This window comes from Collinsella sp. BIOML-A6 (genome assembly GCF_009875845.1).
Classification (GTDB): domain Bacteria; phylum Actinomycetota; class Coriobacteriia; order Coriobacteriales; family Coriobacteriaceae; genus Collinsella; species Collinsella aerofaciens_H.
Window position 1 is genome coordinate 1 of record NZ_WWSL01000032.1, and the last position, 24,124, is coordinate 24,124.

Genomic DNA, 24,124 nt, shown 5'->3' on the forward strand with positions numbered 1-24,124 from the left:
GGCGAGCCTCCTCTTCTCCGCGAGGTAGGAGAAGGTGGCTGCCACGGCGGCCATCTCCCCGTCGCCGAGGTCGAGGTCCGAGGCGAGGGTCGCGAGCTCCTCCGCCCCGACGGCGATCCCGAGCCTCGACGCGGCGTCGCTCGCGAGCTCGTAGGGGCTCGCCCCCGCGCCCGCCATCATTCGGCCCTCCCGAAGTCGAACCTCTCGAAACCGGGCTTCGCCCGGGGCGGGGCGATCTGCTCGACCACGGTCCCGACCGGCTGGGTCGGCAGCTCCTCGGGCTGCGCCGGCGATGTCTCCCACTGCCCCTCGCACCAGCTGTCGGCGCCGGCGCCGACAGCGTGGGCGACGAGCTCGCGGGAGAGGTCGTCGCTGTATATGTGCACCACGCGCCCCTCCCGGCTCACCCTGCACTCGCGGCGGGCGTACCAGTAGGGCACGCCGTAGCGGTGCCCCTCGAAGCTCACGAAGCCATCGAAGGAGATCTTCCGGCGCGGGCACAGGTACCGCTCGACCTCGGCCGTGACCTCGAGCGGCCTGGTGTTCGCCGAGCACGCCGCCTCGTGCTCGCGCATCGGGACGCATGCCGCCGCGCGCCGCCAGCGGCCTCCCTGCTCGGCGCACCAGAGGGCGGCCTCCCGGTTGAGGGCGTCAAGGTCGGTGAAGGACCTTCCCGCGAGGAAGTTCCCCTTCACGAAGCGGACGAGCCTCTCCACCTTGCCCTTCGTATAGGGGTGGCGCGGCCTGCACAGCCTGGTGCGGAAGCCGACGACGCCCATGAACTCGGCGTAGTCGGCCTGCCAGACGGGCCGGCCGTCGGCATCGCGGCGGACGACCACGCTCTTCATGTTGTCGGTGAGCACGGTCGCGGGCACGCCCAGCGCCGAGAACGCGTGCAGCATCCCGATGAGGAGGTTCTCCTGGCGCGCGTTCGGGAAGAACTCGACGTGGGCGCTCCCGCAATGGTGGCAGACCATGGCGAAGCAGGCGATCCGCGCCCGCTCCCCGCCGGGGCGCTCGACCGCGACGAAGCCCCAGTCCATCTGGTAGGCCTCTCCGGGCGCCGTCCTGAAGCGCTGCCCGCGGCAGCCCTGCGGGGCCGCCTGCCGCCTCTTCGCGGGCACGAGGTCCCGGTGCGCGGCGATATAGGTCTTCACCGTTGTGAGGCCGCCGGCGTAGCCCTGGCCGAGCAGCCGCTCGAATATCACCTGCGAGTTGATGACGCCCTTCCGCAGGAGGTCGTCCACCAGGCCGGTGTGGCCGGCGAGCACGCCCGACGCGGTCCTCCTCCCGCTGTTCCCGTGGGGCAGGGCCCTGAACCCGTGGGCCCTGACCGTCCTCGCGCGGGAGCGGGTGAGCCCCGTCCTCCTGCAGAACTCAGCGAGGTTGCATGTCTGCGGGTCGAACCCGTCGCCCTCCTCCGCGGCCATCTCCCGGAGCGCCGCGTCTATAATTTCCTGTAGGTCATCGTGTCTCTCGTTCACCTCAATGGTCCTCCTAACGCCGGCGTGTTGGCACCACCAGCGTAGTGGCGGCGGGGAGGCACGGTGGCCATTATTCGGTGACCGGGATTGGTCAAAATAGTTTGACTATTAGCGGCTAAAATCGCCCGGCGCTAACACTCTTTTGAGAAATTAAGAAAATATCTGGAGGAAAATGCTGATGAATGGGACGAATGGTAACGAACCCGGCTACCCGGAAAATGCCCTTGTTCCCTATCCTGTCATTGTGGCAGCGACAATGGTTGTCCGGCGTTTGCCCAGATAAAACCTGCCAAAATGAACCTGTCCCTTTTTGGCAGGTTACTCGGCGCTCTTGAGGGCGCCGACCATGTCGATCTTATTGAGGGTGCGATTGGTAGCGAGGTTGACGATAAACGTAAAGGCAAAGGCCAGCAGCACGGATAGCACGTAGCTCAGCGGCTCGACCTCAACGTCAAAGTACAGCGACGGCATCTGCAAAATGTAGGTAAAGCTCTCGGCCAGCAAGCCGCCCAGCGGTACGCCCAGTGCGGCTCCAATCGCCGTAAGAATCAACGTCTCCTTGTTGACGTAATGGTGCACCTCGCCACGGCGAAAGCCCAGTACCTTGATGGTCGCTAGCTCGCGTTCGCGCTCCGAAATATTCGTATTAGACAGCGTAAACACCACCACAAACGATAGGCACGCCGCCATAAAGGTCACAAGCACCACGACCGAATTGATAATCGTAAAGTTTGCCTCATAGTTTTCCCAATGCTCGGCGGTACTCGACAGCGTAATCCACCCATCGCTCTTAAGACGGTTGGTAAACGCAATCTGATCGGTCGACGAACCCTTAAGCAGCGCAAGGATGCCGTTAAGGCGTGCGCTTCGGCCAAACGCGCGCTCATAGGTGCCCTGCGTCATGTAAAGCGTGTTGCCCAGATAGTTGAGCGAAATGTCGCTGATTTTAACCTTGGCAACATTGAGCGACGAATCCTGGACGTGCGCCGTATCACCCGGTTTGATCCCCAGCACCAGCTGAGAGCTCTTGCTCAAATACACATCCCCGTCACGCAGGGTGAGCGGTTCTTTGGACTCATCCTCAAGGCGAACATAGTTGTCCAGATCGTTCGTGCGGTCATCGGGCACCACGATCAGCTGCACGGTCTCGCTCTTTCCGCCGAATGTAAAGGTGACGTTGTCGGTCATAATCGGCAGCGTCGAAGTCACGGTCACGTTGGAATCATTGGCCGCGCTGCGCCCATCGAGCGCCGCGCACGCCTGCGTAAAGTCATCGGGGTTGGCGACCGCCAGCAGGTCATAACGCGTGATATGTCCGTACTGCTTGGGCGAAAGCGCGACCGACGTGTCGCGAATGCCCATACCGCAGATCACAAGCGCGGTACAACCCGCGATGCCAAAGATGGTCATAAAGGCACGCTTTTTGTAGCGGAACAGGTTACGCGCTGCCACCTTATTCAAAAAGCCCATGCGGCGCCAGATAAAGCTGATACGCTCGAGCAAGATACGCGAGCCGGCGCGCGGGGCCTTGGGGCGCATGAGCGAGGCTGGGGTCTCGGCCATCTCGTGGCGGCAGGCGATAATCGTGGCGCCCACCACGCCCACGGCAAACAGCGCCACCGACACGATCGACGACACGATGTCGTACGAAAGCAGCATCTGGGGCAGTGAGTACATGTCGTCGAACACCGTAAACAAGAACAGCGGCAGGCCCACAAATCCGATGATGTTACCGAGTACGCCGCCAATCAGACACGCCCACAGCGAGTAGTCCACATATTTGGACAGGATACGCCCGCGTGAATAGCCGAGCGCCTTGTACAGGCCGATAAGCGTGCGCTCCTCCTCGACCATACGTGTGGCGGTGGTGAGGCTGATGAGCACGGCGACGATAAAGAAGATGAACGGGAACACCGTGGCGATGGCCTCAATTGACGAGCTATCGCTCTCGACGCTCGAGTAGCTTGCGATATTGCCGCGGTCTTGGATGTACCAGGTGCATTCTCCCAGGTCAGAGAGGTCGGCGCGGGCATCGGCAAACTGCTGGTCGGCGGCGGCACGGCGCTGGTCCAGGTCGGCTTGTGCCTGCGCACGCTCGTCGCTGCCCTCGGCCATACGGTCAATGTTGCCCTGTTCAATCCCAAAGAGCATATTCGTCTGGCGCTCGGCCGCATCCAAGCTTGCCGGCGTGTCGACCGTCAGCTCCTGAGCGCGCGCCTTCTCACGCTCCTCGCGGATCTTCTCGATATTGCCCTTGACCTCATTGATCTTTGCCGTGTAGGCATTCGAATAGGAGTTGAGGCTCTTGGCTCCTTCAACGATCACGTGGACAGCGGAGTAGGAAGAAGATGTCGCGGCATCCTCGCTCACATAGAACTTATAGTCCGCCGCCGAAGCAGCGCGAAAGGCGTTGACCGTCGAGTCGGAGCTCACGTCGGTGGGATCGAGAACCTCGGCCGTAATGGTGTAATCGCCCGCGGCAAACTGGTCCTTGGCGCTTTGGTTCGACGAGCTCGCGTCATTGGCGGCAAAACTCACCGTATCGCCGATTTTCTTGCCCGAAGCCTTCAAGAACTTCGAAGTCACCGCGACCTCACCGGCGCTCTCGGGCAAATCGCCGCTCACCAGCACCGGTTGATCGATATTCTCCTTGGAAAGACTCTGCACGACCACGCGCTCGCGCGTTGTACCCACGGCGGTGTAGGCGGTCTCGGTGTAGATGCCCTCGGCCGTCTCGACGCCGTCGACCTCTTGAATGGCTGCAAGATCGTCGCGCGTAAGGCCATAGGTCGACTGCACGTTAATGTCATAGACATTCTGCTGGTCAAAGTAAGCATCGACCGAATCGCGCAGGTCCTCGCAACCCGCCTTAAGACCGCACATCACGCTCACGCCGAGCGCGGTGATCACGACGATAGACAAGAAGCGTTTGAGGCTGCCGCGAACCGTGCGGTAGATGCCACGGCGGAAAACCGTCGGCACCATGTCGTTTGAGCTTTGGGCGGTGCGATAGGTCGTAAAATCCTGCGCGCGCTCCGTGTTCTGCGCGTCGCGGCGTTGGCTGTTTTGGCGGTCCTGATCCATGGGCGCTACCACTCGATCGTCTCGATCGGCACGGGATTTTGCTGGACCGTCTCGCTCTCCACGCGGCCGTTCTTAAAGCGAATCAAGCGATCGGCCATGGGCGCCAGCGCGGAGTTGTGAGTGATAATGATGACCGTAATGCCCTGCTTGCGGCAGGTGTCCTGCAGCAACTGCAAAATCTGCTTGCCGGTTTTGTAGTCGAGTGCGCCCGTGGGCTCGTCGCACAGAAGCAGCTTGGGATTCTTGGCCAGTGCGCGGGCGATGGACACGCGCTGCTGCTCGCCGCCCGAAAGCTGTGCCGGAAAATTGCCCAGGCGCTCGCCCAGACCAACCTGGCGAAGCGTCTGTTCGGCATCGAGCGAATCGGGGCAGATCTGAGCTGCGAGCTCGACGTTTTCGAGCGCCGTCAGGTTGGGGACCAGATTGTAGAACTGGAAAACAAAGCCGACGTCGGCGCGGCGGTATTCCACGAGCTGCGCCTCGTTGGAGGAGCTCACGTCGCGCCCGTCCACCGTCACGGTGCCAGAGGTTACCGTATCCATGCCGCCCAGGATATTGAGCGCCGTGGTCTTCCCGGCACCCGAAGCACCCAGAATGATGGCGAGCTCGCCACGCTCGACCGTAAAACTCGCGCCGTCGAGTGCGTGAATGCGGGCGTCGCCCTCGCCGTATGCCTTGATGACGTCTTTGAATTCGATATAGGCCATCGATTAATTCCCATCTGGTCGGATAACTCTTTAGTATTACCCATTTCGCACCGACCAAAAAGGGACAGGTTCATTTTGGCAGGTTTTAGAGGCGGACGGTGAAGGTGATCTGGTTGCCGTGGCCGCAGACAGAAGCGCTCCCACCATGGGCTTCGGCGATGGCACGCACCACGGATAGGCCCACGCCCGAGCCGCCCGTCTTGGAGCTGCGCGACACGTCCGCACGATAGAAGCGGTCGAACAATCGATCTAGGTCGCCTTCGGGCAGCTCGTCCACGGCGTTCGAAACGACAAGCTCGGCCGAACCTTTGCCTGCACCGCGTGAGACGGCACGCAGACTCAACTCAATTACACTGCCCTCACTCGCATAGCGCGTGGCGTTATCCAGCAGCAGCTCAACCACCTGCGCCACCGCTGCAGCATCGGCATGGGCCCGCACGCCACTCGCAATCGACGTCGACAGACGCTTGCCACGCGAAACCGCCACCGACTCAAACGGCGACGCCGCCTTGTCCACTGCCTCCGAAAGATCGATCGATATCATGGTAAAGCCCGCCGAACCCTCGTCCATGCGAGCCAAAAACACCAGACGCTCCGTGAGCGCCGTCAGCCGCGCGACCTGCTCGTGAATGCTCTGCGTCCACTCACTCTCGCCGCTCTCGATCTCTTGCACCTCATTGGCGGCGTCAATTACAGCCAGCGGCGTCTTGATCTCGTGGCTCGCATCGGTAATAAAGCGCTTTTGCTTGCTGTAGCTCTCGGCCATCGGTCGAATCACCGCGCCCGAGGCACCCGCCACAATTGCCAGCACCGCCAGCCAGCCAATGCAACTGATCGCCACGCTCGCGCTCAAAAACGAATGAAAGCTTGCAAGCTCGCGCGAGCAGTCCACGAACACATAGGTGGTCTCATCGTCTTGAACGTCAGTCGTATAGCGATAATTGCCAGAAAAACCCGAGGTCCAACCCTTGGAATATAGTCCTGCAGCGATGCGTGCAGCACGCTTGGCACCCACCGCGGCAATGCGGGCCGTGTTGACATCGGTCACCTGCCCACCGGCAATCGACACCGTAAAGTAGCGCGTGTCGAAGGGAGACTCCGCCGTCATACCTTCGAAGTGCCCGGTGCGCATGACCACCCTGTCACCGGCAGCGGTCTTACCGGCGCCCACATCCTGGCCGGGGTCGGTCTTAGGCTCATCCGTCCAATCAATGCCGTTCTTGCCCGCCAAGATATAGTCCAGGCGAGCATCGGCCATCTTGCAGATATGCGAGTAGTTGACGACGTTGATGCCGGCAATGATGAGCGTAAGCACGACGGTCACGGCACCCATGGCAACCAGGATGAACTTGCGACGCAGACGACGTCCCATTGCACTGGCAGCATCGACGCGCCCCGGATTACCCGAGTCCGCTCCCATGCCGAGCTTTGTCGCCATGCGCTTCCACCACGCGCTCGCGCTCACGCTTATTCGCCCTCCTCGACAACCTCAAGCGAATATCCCTGATTGCGCGATGCGCGGATGGCCACGTTGGCACCCAGCGCCGTCAGCTTTTTGCGCAGGTACGAGATATAGACCCACACTACGTTGGCGCCTTCGGGCGCATCCTCACCCCAAACCTCGAGCATCAGACGTTCGGTGGGCATACGCGTGCCGGCGTTGCGCATAAAGAGCTCCATAAGCTGAAACTCACGATTGGCCAGGTGCTCCTCGCCCAAGGGACCCACAAGCGTGCACGATGCCGTGTCGAGGCGCATATTGCCCACACTGAGCGTCGTGGCGTCAATTGCCGTCGCGGCACGCGTCATGGCACGAATGCGAGCGAGCAATTCCTTGGCGGCAAACGGCTTGGTCAGATAATCGTTGGCACCGGCATCCAGGCCCTCGACCTTATCGGACACCTCGCTTTTTGCCGTGAGCATGATGATGGGCAGTCGCTTACCGGCGGCACGTGTGCGCTTGAGCACCTCAATTCCATCCATGCCGGGCATCATGATGTCCAGGATTGCGGCGTCATAGTCGTTGGCGAGCAGATATTCGAGCGCCGTCAGACCGTCGAGCGCGGTGTCGACCTCGTAGTCGCTATGTTGAAGAATCGCGGTAAGGGCGCGGGAGAGGCCGGGTTCGTCCTCGGCAAGCATCAGTTTCATGGTTGCTCCTTTGGCGCACGGCTATACAAGTTTCGATACTGCCGATGATAGCGCACCGTCAGCCTCCTTAGCGCAGCCTTAGCTGCTCAACCTGCGCGTTTTCAAATACGCAGGATATGGCTTAGCCAAACTTAAGGCGCAGACGCCGAGCGCCTGGACGCATGCCAGCCGCGAAAAGACAGCGACTCGTCCTTTCGCGGCGTCCTAGTTATGCAAAGTGTTCGAGCGTTACTCCTCGTACGCGCCCTCAAGCCGGAGCAGCCACTCCTTACGGTCGAGGCCGCCGGCATATCCGTTGAGCGACCCGTCGGCGGCAACCACGCGATGGCACGGCACAATAATCGAAATGGGATTACGCGCGACCGCAGCCCCCACCGCACGAGGAGACACAACGGGATCCTCGTTTCCCGGCACACGATGTCGAGCAGCAACACGCTGGGCAATCTCGCCATACGTGGCGACCTCGCCACGCGGAATGGAAAGCAGCTCGTACCAAACTTCACGCTGAAACGCCGTACCGATCATATGCAACGGCGGCGTAAACCGAGGTTCCTGCCCTGCAAAATAAGCATTCAGCCAAGCCCAGGAACGCTCAAGCACCGAAGACGCCGCACCATTTGCAGGACTCACCGACGACATGCCGCCAGCACCAGAAACTGCATCGGCGCCTTCAACATGTTCAGGATCTTCTTTGAGAAGCGTGGAGCCAAAATGCTCCTGTCCCTCAAACCAAAGCCCCGTCAGACCGCGGCCATCAGCGGCAAGCAAGATTTCGCCCAAAGGCGAAGCAAACGTCGTCGTGACCACCAGCGGCTCCTTTCAAAACTCCGCACCATAATACCGCGAATTGTGTAGGCAACTTCAATCGACCCCAAAGTTACCCAAGGCGGCAGGCGCGAAGCGCCGGGGCCGCCGCCGGGACCAAGGCCCGCAACGGCCACGTGCCCCCACATCAGCCCAGCGACCCCAACCAACAACGGCCCCATCGCAGGCCGCCTACAGCAGCGTCACCGCAGGCGGGGGCCGGGCTTAGTTTTCAGAACACTCCGCAGACCAGTGTGGCGCCTTGTCCGCGGCTCCAAAGGAGCAGGACAAGGCGCCACACATGGTCGAGGACGTTCTGAAAACTAAGTCCGGCCCCCGCCGGACAGGCCACACTACTCGCAGAGCAGCTTAGCGATCTGGACGGCGTTGGTTGCCGCGCCCTTACGGATTTGGTCGCCGCAGCACCAGAAGGTGATACCGCGCGCGGCCTCGGGGTTCGAGATGTCGCGACGCACGCGACCGACCCAGATCAGGTCCTGGTCGGACGTATCCATCGGCATGGGGAAGCGATCGTGTGCATCTTCGGCAGCCATATCGTCAACCAGCTTGACGCCGGGAGCGGCAGCCAGCGCAGCACGGGCCTCGTCAACCGTAATGTCACGCTCGAACTCGAGCGTAATGCTCTCGGAGTGCGAGCGCAGCACGGGCACGCGCACGCAGGTGCAGTTCACGCGCAGCTCGGGCAGATGCATGATCTTGCGGCCCTCGTTTTGCAGCTTCATCTCCTCGGAGGTAAAGCCCTCCTCCTTGACGCCGCCAATCTGCGGAATCAGGTTGCTCGCCAGCTGGGCGGCAAACGCGCGCGGCTCGGGAATCTCCTCACCGCGGCCCAGGGCGGCCAGCTGAGCCTCGAGCTCGGCCATACCGGGAGCGCCGGCACCCGAAGCCGCCTGATACGTCGAGACGATCATGCGCTTCACGCCGGCGAGCTGATGCAGCGGCCAGGTGGGAACCAGGCCGATGATGGTCGCGCAGTTGGGGTTGGCGATAAGGCCGTGATGCCACTTGATATCGTCGGCATTGATCTCGGGTACAACCAGCGGCACCTCGGGATCCATGCGGAAGACGTGGCTGTTGTCGACCACGACGGCGCCGCGCTTGACGGCCTCGGGCAGCAGCTCCTTCGCGATGTCGTCGCCGGCGGCGCCAAGCACAATGTCGCAGCCCTCAAAGGCCTCGGGGCAAGCCTCTTCGATCACGATTTGCTCGCCGCGGAACTCAACGGTCTTGCCCGCGGAGCGTGCGCTTGCCAACAGCCTGAGCTTGCCGACCGGGAACTCCTGCTCGTTGAGGCACTCGAGCATCTGGGTGCCCACGGCTCCCGTCGCGCCCAAAATAGCAACCGTGTACTGTTTCATGCTTCCCCCTTTAAAGGTTGTGGCTTTTGCCCGCACGCCGAGCAGGCTGATTATTGTTGCCAGTGTATACAAGAACGGGGCGGACACGAAACCCGCCCCGTCGAAACGAAACCGAAACGAAACGCCCCGCCGTAGATTTTTGAGACATGACCCAAAAATCTACCGAGCAGTCGCTACTTTTTGAGCGCGGCCAGGGTGGGATCGGCCGGCGCGGGAGCCTCCAGATCGGAGACCTTCACAATGCCGTTCTCATCGGAGAAGGCACGGTAAATGGTCCGAATCGCAAGGTCGAAGTCCTTCTCCTCGACACCGATAATGATATTGATCTCGTCACAGCTCTGCGAAATCATGCGCACGCTCACGCCGGCCTGGCCAAGCATGCCAAACAGGTGGCCCGAGATGCCTGCACGACCGCGCAGGTTACGGCCGACGGTCGCGATGAGCGCCAGACCCTCGACAACCTCGATCTCGAGCGGCTCGACCTCCTGCTGAATGTCACCAACGAGCGAGTACAGCGAATCGTGCACGTCCTGCTCCTGCACCACGGCGCCAAAACGGTCGACACCGGTGGGCATGTGCTCGACGGAAACGTCATAGCGTTCGAACACCGAAAGCGCACGGCGCATAAAGCCAACGCGGGGCTTGGTGCGGTCGCGGGCAACGTTGATGGCGACAAAGCCGCGCTTGCCGGTCACGCCGGTAATGATGGGCTCCGCCTCGCCCTCATCAGCCGTCTCGCTAATGATGGTACCGGGGTCCTGCGGCGCATTGGTGTTCTTGATGACCAGCGGAATACCCGCCTCGCGCACGGGGAACACGGCCTCCTCGTGCAGGACGCTTGCGCCCATGTACGAAAGCTCGCGCAGCTCCTCGTAGGTAACGCGCGCAATGGGCTGAGCCTCGGGAACAATACGCGGATCGGCAGAATAGAAGCCCGAGACGTCGGTCCAGTTCTCGTACAGGTCGGCGCCCAGGCACTTGGCCAAGATCGAGCCCGAGATATCGCCACCGCCTCGATCGAGCAGCTTGATCTGGCCCTCGCGCGTCGCGCCGTAGAAGCCAGGCATAACGAAGCCGCCCTGCTGGCCATACTCCTGCACCAGCTCGGAGGTGCGATTCATGCTGAGCGTACCGTCGTGATGGAACGCCACAACCGTCGCGGCGTCCAGGAACGGTAGGCCCAGGTACTCAGCCATCAGGCGAGCGGTAAAGTACTCGCCACGGCTCACAAGCTCCTCGGTGGAGTAGCAGCCCGAGCGGGCGCGCTCGGCAAAGGCCGCGAACTCCTCACGGATGGGATAGGTGAGCTCCAACTCATCAGCGATATCAAAATAGCGCTGGCCGATGTCCTCGAGCAGCTCCTCACACGACACGTGGTACTTAACGTGCGCATTGACCAGATAGAGCAGGTCGGTCACCTTGGTGTCGCCCTTAAAGCGGCGGCCGCAGGCGGAAACCACCACAAAACGGCGGGCAGGGTCGGCGTCGACGATGGCCTTGATCTTTTTGAAGTGTTCGGCGTCGGCGACCGACGAGCCGCCAAACTTGGCAATCTTAATCATGGGCTGGAGGTTACCTTTCTAAAAAGCCTCTGCGAACCTATTTTGCGCGCTCTGATACCATGGTTTCACCGATTGGGACCAAGGCATCCGAGGAGCAGTGTTATATGGGAACTTATCATAGTACACGAGGACGCACTTTATCGTGCTCAAGTAAGGTGGCAATCCGTACCGGCATCGCTCCCGACGGGGGTTTGTTTGTCTCGGACGAGCTCGGCACCCAGCAGGTCGATATCAGCTCGCTTGCAGCTAAATCGTACTTTGAAATCGCTCAAGATGTGTTGGGAATGTTACTGAATGATTACACGACCGAAGAAATTTCGGCGTGTGTCGACGAGGCATACCGCGGCACGTTCGCGAGTGAAGAGGTTACGCCGCTCGTCAAACTCGACGCTGCGCCGGGCGCTGACGCCCCTCAGACCTATGTGATGGAGCTCTTTGGCGGCCCCACAAGCGCCTTCAAGGACGTCGCCTTGCAGATGCTCCCCCGCCTCATGGCCCGCACTTCCGCCAAGGACGGCGGTGCCGAGCGCATTATGATTGTCACCGCCACATCGGGCGACACGGGCAAGGCAGCACTCGCTGGCTTTGCCGACGCCCCGGGCACGGGCATCACCGTCTTTTATCCCGAAGGCAAGGTCAGCCGCGTGCAGAATCTGCAGATGTCCACACAGGAGGGCGATAACGTCGCCGTCTGCGGCATCCGCGGCAACTTCGACGACGCCCAGAGTGCCGTCAAGCGCATCTTTGCCGATAAGGAGCTTGCCGAGCGTCTTGAGGCCGCCGGCACGGTGCTTTCGAGCGCCAACTCCATCAACGTCGGCCGCCTGGTGCCGCAGGTCGTCTACTACTTTGCCGCCTATGCGCAGCTGCTGCGCGCCGGCGCCATCGAGGCCGGCGACTCCGTGGAGTTCTGCGTACCGACCGGCAACTTTGGCGATATCCTGGCCGGCTACTATGCCAAGTGCATGGGTCTGCCCGTCGCCAAGCTCATCGTCGCGAGCGACAAGAACAACGTGCTCGCTGACTTCCTGACCACCGGCGTCTACGACCGCAACCGTCCGTTCTTCACGACCATCTCGCCGTCGATGGACATCCTCATCAGCTCTAACCTGGAGCGCATGCTGTACTTCCTGTCCGATGGCGACTGCGAACTCGTTGCCGGCCTTATGGAGCAGCTGGCACAGACTGGTCGCTATGAGGTGCCCGCCGAGCTGCTGGCCAAGATCCAGAGTGTGTTTGGCTGCGGCTGGGCCAGCGAGGACGAGGTCCGCGCTGCTATCAAGAACTGCTGGGATGCAAACGGCTATGTGATCGACCCGCACACCGCTTGCGGCTATCACGTCTTTGAAAAGGTCGCCCCCGCCGAGGGCGCCAAGGCCCGCGTGCTGCTTTCGACCGCCAGCCCCTACAAGTTCCCGCGCGCCTGCTGCGACGCCCTGGGCCTCGACGTTCCCAAGGACGACTTTGAGGCCATGCGCGTGCTCGAGCAGGCAACCAACACGGTCGCCCCAGCCCAGCTCGCCGAACTCGAATCCAAACCCGTCCGTTTCGAAGACGTCTGCGACGTCGATGAGATGGCCAGCTACGTAGAGCAGGCTGCAAAAAAGATGGCAACCAACTAAACCCCTTATTAAGCGCCGGCGCAAGCCGGCGCACCTTCTTTTTATTTAGCTTTCGGGATGATGACGAGCATGCGAGCGGGTCTGGCCGTTTAGTTCGTCGCGAGTTCCGCACGAGCCGGAAAGCACTTAATGTGCTTTCCGAGCGAGCCAGGACTGCCCGAGCAGCGAACTAAACGGTCAGACCCGCCAAGGAGGACCCACATGATCAAAATCACCGTCCCAGCAACCAGCGCCAACCTAGGCATCGGCTACGACACCCTCGGCATGGCCGTCAGCCTCTACTCGCACTTCACCTTCGAGCGCGCCGACAAGCTCACCATCACGGGCTGCCCCGAAGAGTTCCAAAACGAGAACAACCTGGTTTACGTCAGCTTTGTCGATGCGCTGGCCGCATGGGGCGAGCCGGCTTTTCCCGTTGCCATCGACATTCAGACCGACGTGCCCGTCGCCCGCGGCCTGGGTTCCAGCTCCACCTGCGTCGTCGCCGGCATCATGGCTGCCGCCGCGCTGACAGGCCACACCGTCGACCGCGCCGAACTCGTCCGCATCGCCACCGAGGTCGAGGGCCATCCCGATAACGTCGCCCCCGCCATCCTGGGCGGCGCCGTCTGCTCCTTTACGCCGACTGATTCGCTCCCCCAGTGCCTGCGCTATGAGGTGAGCGATCGCTTGCGTTTTATTACCGTGATTCCGCCCTACGAGGTGCATACGAGCGAGGCCCGCAAGGTTGTGCCACAGGAGATTCCACTCTCCACCGCCGTATGGCAAATGGGCCGCATCGCCGGCATGACGCGCGGCTTGGAGACCGGCGACCTTGACCTGATTGCCGCCGCCAACGACGACCGCATCCAGGAGCCCTATCGCCGCCGCCTCATCCCCGACTACAACGCCGTGCGCGACACCTGCCTTAACGGAGGCGCCAAGACCATCTGGATCAGTGGCTCCGGCTCGACCCTCATGGCCGTGACTGACGACACCATCGTGGCGAAGTTCCTGCAGGTCAAGCTGCGCGAGCAGTTCCCCAAGTGTGACACGCACATTCTGACGTGCGACACCGAGGGCGCTCAAATCGAGTACCTGTAGACATCGCCGATCGGCCTGTCCGGGCCACCCAGGGGCATCCCCTTAAAAACGTCCTCGCACTTGAGGCCCGCTTATCCTGCTCCTTCGGAGCTGCGGATAAGCGGGCCTCGTGCTGCGGAATGCTTTTAAGGGGATGCCCCTGGGTGGCCCTATGGTAACGTGACTAGCGATGTCTACAGGGACCCACGCTTTGAAAGGGCGCCGGGCTGAAATTATGGCCTTTTATTGATAGGGGCACTTATTAGAGGCAGGCCTCGGCGATGCGGCGCTTGAGTTCGTCGATGCCGGTACCGGTCTGGGAGCTTGTGATGATCACGTTTTCGGCCGGAACGTTGAGCTGCTTTTTGATGGCTGCTGCCTGGCGGGCCTGCTGGGTGCGGCTAAGCTTGTCGGCCTTGGTGAGGCAGACGATAAAGTTGAACTCGTTGCCCTGCAGGTAGTCGATCATGTCATGGTCGAGTTTACTGGGGTCGTGGCGAATGTCCACCAGCGACACAACCAGGTTAAAGCTGCGCTCTGAGTCGAAGAAGTCGCCGATAAGCTCGGCCCAGCGGTCGCGCTCGGCCTTGGAACGACGGGCGAAACCGTAGCCCGGCAGGTCCACAAAGTGCACGTCGTCGGCCTCGAAGAAATTGATGTTGCTCGTCTTGCCCGGCGTGCTCGAAACCTTGACCAGGTTCTTGCGGCCAAAGAGTTTGTTCATGATAGACGACTTGCCCACATTGGAGCGGCCCACAAAGCTCACCTCGGGACAGGTGGACTCGGGGATCTGCGAAACCTTGCCGTAGCTGGCAACAAACTTGGCAAGCTGATAGTTAATGGAATCGGCCATGGATACTCCTTGGTCGTAGATTTTTACAAAACGGGTGTGCTATTGCGCGGCGGCGATACGACGAACGATGTCAAGCGTGATGCCGCTCGCGGTGCGAGCGTACTCATCCAGATCGAACTCGCGCTCGCAAAACGCGTCATATGCCTCGTCACAATTATCGCTGATAGCGCGCAGCACCAGGCAATCGACACCATTCTTGGCCGCGATGTGCGCAATTGCCGCGCCCTCCATCTCGACGCAATCGGCATGCGTGGCCTCAATCGCAGCGTTACGCATGGCGTCACCCGTAACAAAGCGGTCACCCGTGGCGATAGTGCCACACAGGAACTGCTTGGGGTCCTTCTCCGCAGAATTCTCATCCGCCGAGGCATCCACAAATCCATGCTCGGCAAGCACGGCGGCGGCAACATCAGCCAACGCCGGCGTCGAGACAAACTCCTCGAGTCCCGGCGCCGACTCGGCGATGAGCGCCGTGTCAGTATCGAGATAGCGCAGGCACTTGCCTATAACCACGTCGTTAATATGGAGCTTAGGGTTTAGGCCACCCGCAATGCCCGAAAACACAACGGCCTGCGGGGCATATTTGCTGATGAGATGCTGCGTTGCCGCCGCGGCGTTTACGGTTCCCATGCCAGCGGTCGTAGCAACAACGGACAAACCGTCGAGCTCGCCGTTGACAACGGTCAAGCCCGCCTCTTGTGCCACACGAGCGCCGTTCAGTTCTTCTTTAATCTGCGCAACCTCTTTTTCGAGTGCACCGATGATTGCGATGGTAGGCATACCATCCCCCAAACCCGTGAAAACTGCTATCCACGGTATGGTACCAGCATTTTGACTCAACCGCGCAATACGAAGTCGCTAGACCACCGCAGCGCGGGTATCGTAGAGGAGCAAAAGACTTGCTAGCCGATGGCGTTTTTTAGCTCCGCGCGGCGCTTTTTCATGCCGGTCATAACGGCATTACGCAACTCGGGCATGCGCGCGGTATCCATCTGGGGCACGCCCTCGAGCTTATAGGGAATGCCCAGTTGCTCGTACTTGACGACACCCATCGTGTGATACGGCAGCATTTCCAGGCCCACCACGTTGTGCCATGGAGCGATGAGGCGACCGAGCTTCTCGCACTCCTCCACCGTGTCGGTAATGCCCGGCACCACCACGTGGCGGATAACGACCTTGATCTTGCGACGTGCAAGCTCATCGCCAAACGCCAGAATGCGTGCGGGATCGCACCCAGTCAGCTTTTTATGCTCGACCGGGTCGGCATGCTTAATATCGAGCAGTACCATGTCGGTCTCGTTGAGCACGGCATCGAACTTCTCGGGATGCGCGGGATCGAACGCATAGCCGCAGCTATCCAAGCAGGTGTGCACACGACCATCGTGGTTATTGTGCATGGCGTGGAACAGGTCGGCCAAAAACTCAGGCTGCAGGAGCGGCTCGCCGCCGGACACCGTAATACCACCGCTGCGGTAAAACTCATGGTTACTCTGGAACTCGTCCATAAGGTGCTCGACGGTCACCATCGTGCCGCCGTTAACCGACCAGGTATCGGGGTTGTGGCAATACGCACAGCGCATGGGGCAGCCTTGGACAAACACTACGAAGCGGATGCCGGGTCCGTCGACCGTCCCCATCGTCTCGATTGAATGCACGCGGCCAAGGGCAAACGCAGAGTCCTCGGGACGAGCGTCCACACCCTCAAGCGTCATTTCTGCCATTCGCGCTACCTTGCCTCTCCTTGGATGCAACCAATTAAAATGCCAGAGCCATTCTAGCCCATGTGCTTGCGTTTAAACGTCTCGGGCTAGAATGGCACGTTTTAATCTATCCCCCATCACCATGGCTGGGGTCTACGTCGAGATGTCAGGCTGAAGAACGCTCGCCTGCGGCCTTTACGCTTTAAGCGTGAGCACCGCACCGAAGGCGGTCGGGCCGCAGTGGCTCGAGATGACGCCGCCGACCTGAGTCCAGGTAATGTCCTTAAAGCCCAGGTCGTGCGCATAGACTTCCATGTCGTCGCGCAGCTCCTGGGAAAGGCCTACCGAATACGCCAGGCCAATGTGCGAGTAGTCGATCTCGCCCTTCGCAACCATGTGGTCAATAAAGGCGCGGGCGCACTTGAGCATAGAGCCGCGGAACTTCTTGGTCGCCACGAACTTGCCGCCCGTCACCTCAATGCAGGGCTTAATCTTGAGCAGATGTGCGCCAAGGAATGCGACGTTGGACAAGCGACCGCCCGCCTTAAGGAAGGCAAGATCGGTAGGAACAAAGCCCAGCAGCACGCGGTCCATGACGGAGTTCGCGAAGGCGAAGATCTCGTCGACGGTGGCATCGGGGTGAGCCTCGATGTATTTGGCGGTCTCGACGACAACAAGCGACTGGCCCACCGAGACAAAACGCGTGTCCATGGAGTAGACGTAGTCGCGACCCTTGGCGGCGATCTTCGATGATTGATGCGAGCAGGTCGTGGCCTCGGAATATGCAAGATGCAGAATGGTCGCGTCGGGTTGCTCGGCATGGATGCGGTCGTACACATGCGCAAAATCTGCCGGCGCACAGCCGCTGGTCTTGGGCATCACGCCAAACTCGTTGCAGCGCGAATAAATCTCGAGCGGATCGATCGAGCCGTCCTCGACGGTCTCGTCACCAATCGTGACATGCATAGGCACGCGCACGATGCCGTAGCGCTCGCAGAGCTCTGGCGTCACATCCGAACCAGATTCAACCACGATTATGTACTTGCCCATTATTATCACGACCCATCTCGACGTTGGCTTTTTAATATGTGACACACGCCCGCCGTCCTGCTACAGAACGACCCCCAAGCGCCAAAGAGACGCCGCCCTTTGCACATAACAAAGGACAGCGTCTCCCTGGAAAACTCCGTGCTTATCTGAGATTCTACACGGTTTATTAAGGAGTGTTACTTATTCCGCAAACGGTCACTATATGCGGTAAGCGGTAGTTGGCCGCGACAACTGCGACACATTCCGTCCAGCAAATCCAATCGTGCTCCACGCACGGTTAATGCACGAGGCGATAGAAATTCATCGATGCCGCACCCTCGGCGTGCAGCTCCATCGCCGGAACCGCCGGCGAATAGGTACGGCTCGTAAGTGCCGCCTCGCCGCCATTTGCAAAAATCTCGACCATCGTAGTGTCCGAAAGCGCGCGTAGGTCGCGAAGCTCGCCGAGCTCAATCGACCTCTGGTCGCGCCCATAGCCTTCGTCACCCATATCGAGGGTAAGCATCCCGTCCGTATAACGCACAAAGACACCCTTGCGGATTTCGAGCTCGATCACCTGGGCGCCCTCACAGGAAACCACAAGATCAAACAGGCGGCCCGGCTCCTCAACGGTTTCACCGCCTGTCGCGCGAACGCAGTCGCCGCGCATCCTCTCAATCTCGTGCGCCGGCTGCTGGCAGAGCTTACCATCGCGCATGCTCAGCTCTCGCGGCACCGTCAACGCGCACTGCCACCCGCGCGCCACCGTCGGGTTTTCTGCCGTCGCATCGGGGCAACCCGACCATCCGATCATCAAACGCCGGCCTGCAGCATCCTCAAAGGACTGCGGAGCATAGAAATCAAAACCGGCATCGACCATCGGGGGCATGCCCTGCCCGACGATTTTAAAGCTCGGCGCCTCCCAATCGGCCTCGATGGGGAACCACACGCACTGATGCGGATTGCGGTAACGCCAACCATCGGCAGGCACACCCTGCGGGCAGCAAACGAGAATAAGCTCGCCATCAAGCTCAAACAGATCAGGGCACTCCCACATAAAGCCAAACTTCTCGCCCAGCTCAATGCGCGTCGCATAGCTCCAGACCCCTAAATCACGCGAAGTATAGACAAGCACGCAGCCACGGTCGTCTTTCGTACGAGCGCCCAGAACCATGTAGTAGATACCATCGTGCTCAAGGATCTTGGGGTCGCGCACGTGTGTACCGATATCGTCGGGGTAATCGACTGGTCCAACAGCCATGCGCTTCTCGCCCAATTCGTCGGGATTCTCGGCAACCATATGAATCTGGTTTTGCTCACGGCCCGTCAACACGTAGTCGTAATCATCGCGGTCAAAATGCTTGACGTTGCCGGTATAGAAGTAGTGAATCTTGCCATCACGTACAAAGGCAGAACCAGAATACGCTCCGCTCGAATCCAAATCGGAATCGGGGAACAGCACGGGGCCGTGATTCTCGTACGTCACAAAATCCTTTGTCGTCAGATGGTTCCAAAGCACTGGACCGCCATGCGCAGCATCGAACGGATCGTATTGATGATAGATGTGATACGTATCACCAATCTGAACCAAACCGTTGGGGTCGTTGAGCCAGCCAAGCTCAGGCTCCACATGGAACAGAAGCCTATCGGGGTCGGACGCGATGCGAGCCGCCGTCTCATCCTGTCCGACACGCCACTGCTCATAGTCCGCGCGTGTCACCTTGTTTTTTTGATTTAACATCGCCGTTGACTTTCTCGTCTATGGGGAAGGACGCTCGACTCACACGAGTCGAACGCCCTTCCTCAAATGGACTTATCCTCAGATTACACTGAACGGCTCAACTAGAAGCTAACGTCGAAGCCAGCGCCAGCGCCCTCTTCATCGGTGGTCGGCACGCCCTTTGCCTTGTTGTAGGCAAAGATCAAGACGATCGGCACGATAAAGGCGATGAGATTGCCAGCCACATACCACACGAGGGTCTCGGGCGTGACGATGAGCAGGCCAAGCACGCCGGTCAGACCCTGACCGATAGCGCGCACCTCAAAGAGCTTGACGAAGGCACCGCCGCAGCCTGCACCGATGCATGCGCAGATGAACGGAATGATCGAATAGCGCATGTTTGCAGCAAAGATAGCGGGCTCGGAGATTCCGACCAGCGTCGGGATAAAGGACGACATGCAGATGTTGCGCTCTTTGGAGTGCTTCTTGTGAATGAGGTACATACCGATGGCGCCGCCGCCCTGGGCGATGATGGAAACCGACCAGATGGCCTGGATGTAGTTGAAGCCAGTCGTGGCAACAAGGTTTGCCTCGATACCCTGGATGAACTGATGCGTACCGGTAACGACGAGCGGCTGCAGGAACGCGGCGAAGACAAAGGCACCAAAGACGCCCATCCTGTTGTACAGGATATCGATTACGCCGGCGAGGACGTCACCGATCAGGTTGCCGAGCGGGCCGAACACGGTGAACAGGGCGACGTTAGCAAGAATCAGGGTAACGGTCGGGACAAAGACGAACGAAACGACCTCGGGGATGTACTTCTGGGCAATCTTTTCGACCTTGGCCATAAACCAGGCAGTCAGGATTGCAGGGAATACGCCGCCCTGGAAAGCAACCATGGGAATGGATAGCGGACCAAAGTTCCAATACTCAGCACCCGTCGGGTCCATAACGAACGTGTTGCGGTTCATAAGGCTCGGGTGAACCATGACGATACCGACGAGGATGCCCAGGATCGGGTTACCGCCAAAACGCTTGACCGCGCTGTACATAACCAGGACAGGCAGGTAGTCGAACGTGGTGGCGATAATGGCAAAGAAGCTTGCGAGGTTCTTGAGGAACTCGCTGTGATCGGCGAGGCTGCCTTCCATGCCAAAGAGGCCGTTGGCAACGATCAGCGACTTAAGGCCGATGATGATTGCAGCGCCGACGAAGGCGGGAATGATGGGGATAAAGATGTCCGAGAATACCTTGAGGACCGAGAAGAACTTGCCCTTCTTGTCCGCCTCAGCGCCCTTGACCTCGGAAGCACTGATCTCCTTAACGCCCGTCAGAGCCATAAACTCATCGTAAACCTTGTTGACGGTACCGGTACCGAAGATGATCATGAGCTGGCCGCTGTTGTACAGCACGCCCTTGACGCCATCGATGTTCTCGAGCTCGGCCTTGTTGTATTTGCTCGTATCCTTGAGCACCAGACGCAGACGGGTCACGCAATGCGTGGCGCCCTCGATGTTCTCCAGTCCGCCGACGTTGTCGACGACTTGCTGGGACACTGCCTTGTAGTCCATGTTCCTCTCCATTCCTTTTCTAAATCATAAAACGGTTCGTTGCCGCTACAGAGACGCGATCGTTGCGTTTGCGCACTTGAGCGCACCGTCGGTGACGGTAAGCGCCACACCCTGGCCCTGCTTGTTGCAGAAGCGAGCGTTGAGCGCAACATCATCGACAAAGATGGTCGCGATGTCGTCGTCGACGACCAGACGCACATGGTGAGTGCCCTCGCCCTTAAAGAACAACGGACGCTCGAGGCCCATGTTGTTGACCTGGAACCACGGGTACTGGGGAGCCGGCGTGAACTCGAGCTTGCCCTCGCGCAGGTTGGCGCGGAACTCATAGGCAAGACCGGTCTCGGCGTCCTCGGCGAACTTGACCGAGAAGCCGGCAGCGTTACCGCCAAGCTCAATGTCGGCATCGAGCAAGTAGGTGGAGCCGGCATCCGCGGCGAGCACCTGCTCGACCTTGCCCGACTCGCAGGAAAGCTCAAAGGTCTCGACTGCCTTAGCCTCGCCAAAGGCGCCAAGCATGCTGTCGGGGAGCTTGGTGCCGAGCGTTCCGTCGGCACGCTGAACGATCTCGAGGGGCATAAAGGTGCCACCCCATAGGTAAGAGCTGGGGTCGCCGCCCTCGTCACGCGTAGGAACCCAACCAAAGAGAACGCGACGCTCGCCATCGAATGCGGTGCGAGCGGCGTAGTACGCGCGGCCGTCGAAGGAGTCGTCAGCGGGGGTAATCCAAGGACCGTTGATGGACTTGGACATGCGGTAACGGGTCTTGTTGCCGTCGCTGTACTCGGAAAAGACGAGGTACCACCAGTCGCCCATCTTAAAGAGATCAGGCATCTCAAACATGGTGTACAGGCCCGGGTTCCACCAGTCGCCCTGGAACTCCCAGTTGGTCAGATCCTTGGAGGTGAACTTGACCAGGCGGCCGGTCATCAGACGCTTGTCCTCGCCCACACGCGTGCCGAGGATGAGCATGTACTCTTCGTTCTCCTCATCCCAAAGCACAAAGGGATCGCGCCAGTTGCGGTCATCGTAACCCTCCTGGGGCGGAAGCAGCGTCTCGGCGATGTTCTTCTCCCACTTGACGGCGTCGTCGCTCGTTGCGTGAAGAAGAACCTGCTTCATCAAACGTGCGCGGACCTTATCGCGATTGCAACCAGTGTAGAGCGCATGGTACTTGTCGCCCACCTTAAACACCGTGCCGGCATAAATGTACTGGTCGACTTCCTCGTCGCCGCCGCGCTCAAGGCTCTCGCCAAAGTCCTTGTAGTTGACGAAATCCTTGGTCGTAGCGAGTGCCCAGCCAAACGGCTCTCCGAAAGGTTCGGGGTTACGCGTGTCACGCTGATGATAGAGATAGAACGTGCCGTCCTCGCCGTACGGCATGATGTCGCCTACCCAAATTCCCTCAGGCTGGTAATACACCTTGTGCATCCGAGACTTCCTTTCCACGACATACTAACTCGGTACAATGGCAAGATATGTCAATCGTTTTCATATGTCAAACGTTTTCACACCAATACGTCTTTTCGCAGTTCCAGTCGTCGGCAAACGGTTGACATATGCCGGTGAACGGTCATCAGAGGCGTTTGAGGGAATTCTTTTGGCACGGGATGAACTACGCGGTTTTGCCCTCAATGAGTTCAACGGGGAGCTTGATATTCGATTCGGGATTATCGCCGTTAATAAGAGCGATGATGGATTGCGCCGCGAGCTCTCCGATGCGATCGATATCTTGACGTACGGTTGTTAAGTCAGGCATAAACGTCATAGTTCGGCGGGCACCATCCGCGCCCACGACCTTAATATCGTCTGGAGCGCTCAAGCCGCGCTGCTTCATCACGTTGAGACAGATGGCCGCCATCGTATCGTCTCCCGCAAAGATGCCGTCAATATCGGGGTTCTCATCGAGGATCTTCGCAACGACCGCGCCCTTTTCGTCGTCGGGCTTAACGAACTCAACCTCACGGACAAGCGCGGACAAACCGGCCTGCTCAACAACATCGAGGTAGGCATCGGTACGCTTATTGGCAGGCATGCGCATGCGGCTATTGCTGCGCAGGCACAGGATACGCCTGCAGCCGTCATCAATCAGACGGCGCGTGGCGAGCTCGCCAATGCCATAGCTGTCACTTGCAATCTGGACAGAGCCCTCGCCAAGATCGCAGTCGATGCCAACCAGGCTCAAGCCCATCTCGGCATATGCCTCGGCACCGATATTGAGGGAGTTGACGATGACGCCGTCGACCATATTGCGGCGGAGCATGTCAATATAGGAACGCTCAAGATCGGGTCGATTGGCGCTGTTGCACAGCAACATCTTAAAGCCGTTTTCCGCTAACGTGCGCTCGACCGCCTGCACAACCTGAGCATGGAACGGGCTGCTCACAAAGGGAACGATCATACCGATAAGATTCAGGCGACCGTTGAGCATGGCACGGGCGATATCGTTGGGCGTATAGTTGATGCGCTCCATCGCCGCATGGACTTTATCGCGGGTTTCCTGGCTAATGTAGCCGCGATTATTAAGCACGCGAGATACCGTAGTAGGCGAAACCCCCGCCACCGCTGCAACTTCCTTGATGCCAGGCTTAGCCGTATCCTTAGAACGGGCACTCTCGTGAGCCATAGCACCCTCCCCCATCAACATGTCATACGTTTACATACGAACAAAGCATACCCCAACAACAGCGGGAAGACGGTAACAGCACAAGTAAGTAAACGACTCATCCAAATAATTAGGAGAGTTCCGCCTAAAGGGTGACTACACAGGACCCCCGCCGGGGCTGTTTGGGCTACCTCCCAAAACATTCCGCACTGATATTTTCTGTATTGAAGACGTCGATGATGCACCCGTATACCATTGACGTCGACACCATCAGATGCGGACCGCGCGGTGACCCCACATTCCGCTGGCGCCCACAGGGCTGCCCTCGTTTCCTGACATGTCCCGCGCGGGCCGCGGCGAGCCGAGACCGCCGCATGACCTAATAGGAGCATGGAGCGATACCGCGGACCCGAACAACCGCATTCTATCGCGCCCCGTCAGTGTGCCGTCTGCCCGGTCCAGGCGAGCACGGAAAGAACGGAGCGAGACATGCAAAACGAATCGGCACCCGGCGCCCGCGGGCCGGTCTTCTGCGGGGTCGACACCCACGCCGACTCGCACTGGCTGTGCGTCCTGGACTGGAGGGGCCGCAAGGTCCTGTCCCGCCAGTTCCCCGCCGACGCGGCGGGCTACGAGGCGCTCGCCGGGGCGATCGCGGCGGCCGGGGAGCCGGCCTGCGTCGCGATGGAGGGGACGTCGTCCTACGGGGCGGGCTGTTAGCGCTAATCTAAAATTGACCACTTTCGCAAACGCATCTCGCCGAATGCGCTAATGCGCTTTCGCCGACCCCG

General features: G+C 59.9%; 19 protein-coding genes and 2 pseudogenes. 4 read left to right on the forward strand and 17 right to left on the reverse strand.

All coding sequences use genetic code 11. The features are described 5' to 3' along the window. A pseudogene (locus GT495_RS09390) lies at positions 1-180 on the reverse strand (AAA family ATPase); the annotation flags it as partial. Then, positions 177-1,484: an IS21 family transposase gene (istA, locus tag GT495_RS09395; protein WP_370457644.1), complete on the reverse strand. Its 1,308-nt coding sequence runs from the start codon at positions 1,482-1,484 to the stop codon at positions 177-179. The gene istA and the pseudogene GT495_RS09390, both read right to left, overlap by 4 nt. Before the next feature lie 178 nt (positions 1,485-1,662). Here istA and GT495_RS09405 point away from each other — a divergent pair. Continuing rightward, positions 1,663-1,740: pseudogene (locus tag GT495_RS09405) on the forward strand (helix-turn-helix domain-containing protein); the annotation flags it as partial. A 62-nt stretch (positions 1,741-1,802) separates the two neighbouring features. On the opposite strand, the gene GT495_RS09410 reads toward GT495_RS09405, so the two are convergent. The 7 genes from GT495_RS09410 to GT495_RS09440 all read right to left on the reverse strand — a co-directional run bounded on the left by GT495_RS09410 (position 1,803) and on the right by GT495_RS09440 (position 11,171). Further along, on the reverse strand, positions 1,803-4,568 hold the full coding sequence (locus GT495_RS09410) for an FtsX-like permease family protein (RefSeq protein ID WP_240128169.1): 2,766 nt from the start codon (positions 4,566-4,568) through the stop codon (positions 1,803-1,805). A gap of 5 nt (positions 4,569-4,573) precedes the next feature. After that, the gene (locus GT495_RS09415) at positions 4,574-5,275 is read right to left on the reverse strand and encodes an ABC transporter ATP-binding protein (RefSeq protein ID WP_161162438.1); all 702 of its coding nucleotides are present in this window, start codon (positions 5,273-5,275) and stop codon (positions 4,574-4,576) included. A gap of 85 nt (positions 5,276-5,360) precedes the next feature. Next, complete coding sequence (locus GT495_RS11175) at positions 5,361-6,740, reverse strand: ATP-binding protein (RefSeq protein ID WP_161162439.1); 1,380 nt, start codon at positions 6,738-6,740, stop codon at positions 5,361-5,363. A gap of 2 nt (positions 6,741-6,742) precedes the next feature. Further along, positions 6,743-7,426 carry a response regulator transcription factor gene (locus tag GT495_RS09425; protein ID WP_161162440.1) on the reverse strand — a complete coding sequence of 228 codons (684 nt, stop codon included), beginning with the start codon at positions 7,424-7,426 and terminating at the stop codon, positions 6,743-6,745. Between the two features lie 228 nt (positions 7,427-7,654). Continuing rightward, positions 7,655-8,233, reverse strand: a complete 579-nt coding sequence (locus GT495_RS09430) for a methylated-DNA--[protein]-cysteine S-methyltransferase (protein WP_370457645.1) — start codon at positions 8,231-8,233, stop codon at positions 7,655-7,657. Positions 8,234-8,583: 350 nt separating this feature from the next. Further along, positions 8,584-9,609: an aspartate-semialdehyde dehydrogenase gene (locus tag GT495_RS09435; protein WP_161162441.1), complete on the reverse strand. Its 1,026-nt coding sequence runs from the start codon at positions 9,607-9,609 to the stop codon at positions 8,584-8,586. A gap of 173 nt (positions 9,610-9,782) precedes the next feature. After that, the gene (locus tag GT495_RS09440) at positions 9,783-11,171 is read right to left on the reverse strand and encodes an aspartate kinase (RefSeq protein ID WP_161162442.1); all 1,389 of its coding nucleotides are present in this window, start codon (positions 11,169-11,171) and stop codon (positions 9,783-9,785) included. A gap of 104 nt (positions 11,172-11,275) precedes the next feature. On the opposite strand from GT495_RS09440, the gene thrC reads away from it, so the two are divergent. Continuing rightward, positions 11,276-12,793, forward strand: a complete 1,518-nt coding sequence (thrC, locus tag GT495_RS09445; RefSeq protein WP_161162443.1) for a threonine synthase — start codon at positions 11,276-11,278, stop codon at positions 12,791-12,793. 201 nt (positions 12,794-12,994) lie between these two features. After that, positions 12,995-13,876, forward strand: a complete 882-nt coding sequence (gene thrB / locus GT495_RS09450; RefSeq protein ID WP_006234874.1) for a homoserine kinase — start codon at positions 12,995-12,997, stop codon at positions 13,874-13,876. Positions 13,877-14,117: 241 nt separating this feature from the next. Here the strand turns inward: thrB and yihA are convergent, their stop codons facing one another. From yihA to GT495_RS09490, 8 genes are all read right to left on the reverse strand, one after another. Next, entirely contained in the window at positions 14,118-14,708 is a 591-nt protein-coding gene (yihA, locus tag GT495_RS09455; protein ID WP_055252447.1) for a ribosome biogenesis GTP-binding protein YihA/YsxC, read from the reverse strand. A gap of 39 nt (positions 14,709-14,747) precedes the next feature. Beyond that, positions 14,748-15,488 (reverse strand): 5'-methylthioadenosine/S-adenosylhomocysteine nucleosidase, encoded by a 741-nt coding sequence (gene mtnN / locus GT495_RS09460; protein WP_035137633.1) that lies wholly within the window; start codon positions 15,486-15,488, stop codon positions 14,748-14,750. 122 nt (positions 15,489-15,610) lie between these two features. Further along, positions 15,611-16,429 (reverse strand): pyruvate formate-lyase-activating protein, encoded by an 819-nt coding sequence (pflA, locus tag GT495_RS09465; protein ID WP_161144619.1) that lies wholly within the window; start codon positions 16,427-16,429, stop codon positions 15,611-15,613. A gap of 174 nt (positions 16,430-16,603) precedes the next feature. Further along, entirely contained in the window at positions 16,604-17,458 is an 855-nt protein-coding gene (locus GT495_RS09470; protein WP_161162444.1) for a DegV family protein, read from the reverse strand. Between the two features lie 277 nt (positions 17,459-17,735). Then, positions 17,736-19,178, reverse strand: coding sequence for a glycoside hydrolase family 32 protein (locus GT495_RS09475; protein ID WP_035137641.1), 1,443 nt, complete (start codon positions 19,176-19,178; stop codon positions 17,736-17,738). A gap of 101 nt (positions 19,179-19,279) precedes the next feature. After that, positions 19,280-20,731 (reverse strand): PTS transporter subunit EIIC, encoded by a 1,452-nt coding sequence (locus GT495_RS09480; protein ID WP_052044095.1) that lies wholly within the window; start codon positions 20,729-20,731, stop codon positions 19,280-19,282. 45 nt (positions 20,732-20,776) lie between these two features. Further along, positions 20,777-22,159, reverse strand: a complete 1,383-nt coding sequence (locus GT495_RS09485; protein ID WP_035137642.1) for a family 43 glycosylhydrolase — start codon at positions 22,157-22,159, stop codon at positions 20,777-20,779. A gap of 184 nt (positions 22,160-22,343) precedes the next feature. Further along, positions 22,344-23,354: a LacI family DNA-binding transcriptional regulator gene (locus GT495_RS09490; RefSeq protein WP_052044096.1), complete on the reverse strand. Its 1,011-nt coding sequence runs from the start codon at positions 23,352-23,354 to the stop codon at positions 22,344-22,346. Between the two features lie 468 nt (positions 23,355-23,822). Between GT495_RS09490 and GT495_RS09495 the strand changes: the two genes are divergently transcribed. After that, positions 23,823-24,053, forward strand: coding sequence for a transposase (locus GT495_RS09495; protein WP_161162445.1), 231 nt, complete (start codon positions 23,823-23,825; stop codon positions 24,051-24,053). Positions 24,054-24,124: the final 71 nt, after the last annotated feature.

Bases quoted from the DNA above. Each gene is read 5' to 3' on its own strand.
- GT495_RS09410 (WP_240128169.1), bottom strand. From the start codon at position 4,568: ATGGATCAGGACCGCCAAAACAGCCAACGCCGCGACGCGCAGAACACG.
- GT495_RS09415 (WP_161162438.1), bottom strand. From the start codon at position 5,275: ATGGCCTATATCGAATTCAAAGACGTCATCAAGGCATACGGCGAGGGC.
- GT495_RS09425 (WP_161162440.1), bottom strand. From the start codon at position 7,426: ATGAAACTGATGCTTGCCGAGGACGAACCCGGCCTCTCCCGCGCCCTT.
- GT495_RS09435 (WP_161162441.1), bottom strand. From the start codon at position 9,609: ATGAAACAGTACACGGTTGCTATTTTGGGCGCGACGGGAGCCGTGGGC.
- GT495_RS09440 (WP_161162442.1), bottom strand. From the start codon at position 11,171: ATGATTAAGATTGCCAAGTTTGGCGGCTCGTCGGTCGCCGACGCCGAA.
- thrC (WP_161162443.1), top strand. From the start codon at position 11,276: ATGGGAACTTATCATAGTACACGAGGACGCACTTTATCGTGCTCAAGT.
- thrB (WP_006234874.1), top strand. From the start codon at position 12,995: ATGATCAAAATCACCGTCCCAGCAACCAGCGCCAACCTAGGCATCGGC.
- yihA (WP_055252447.1), bottom strand. From the start codon at position 14,708: ATGGCCGATTCCATTAACTATCAGCTTGCCAAGTTTGTTGCCAGCTAC.
- mtnN (WP_035137633.1), bottom strand. From the start codon at position 15,488: ATGCCTACCATCGCAATCATCGGTGCACTCGAAAAAGAGGTTGCGCAG.
- pflA (WP_161144619.1), bottom strand. From the start codon at position 16,429: ATGGCAGAAATGACGCTTGAGGGTGTGGACGCTCGTCCCGAGGACTCT.
- GT495_RS09470 (WP_161162444.1), bottom strand. From the start codon at position 17,458: ATGGGCAAGTACATAATCGTGGTTGAATCTGGTTCGGATGTGACGCCA.
- GT495_RS09475 (WP_035137641.1), bottom strand. From the start codon at position 19,178: ATGTTAAATCAAAAAAACAAGGTGACACGCGCGGACTATGAGCAGTGG.
- GT495_RS09480 (WP_052044095.1), bottom strand. From the start codon at position 20,731: ATGGACTACAAGGCAGTGTCCCAGCAAGTCGTCGACAACGTCGGCGGA.
- GT495_RS09485 (WP_035137642.1), bottom strand. From the start codon at position 22,159: ATGCACAAGGTGTATTACCAGCCTGAGGGAATTTGGGTAGGCGACATC.
- GT495_RS09490 (WP_052044096.1), bottom strand. From the start codon at position 23,354: ATGGCTCACGAGAGTGCCCGTTCTAAGGATACGGCTAAGCCTGGCATC.
- GT495_RS09495 (WP_161162445.1), top strand. From the start codon at position 23,823: ATGCAAAACGAATCGGCACCCGGCGCCCGCGGGCCGGTCTTCTGCGGG.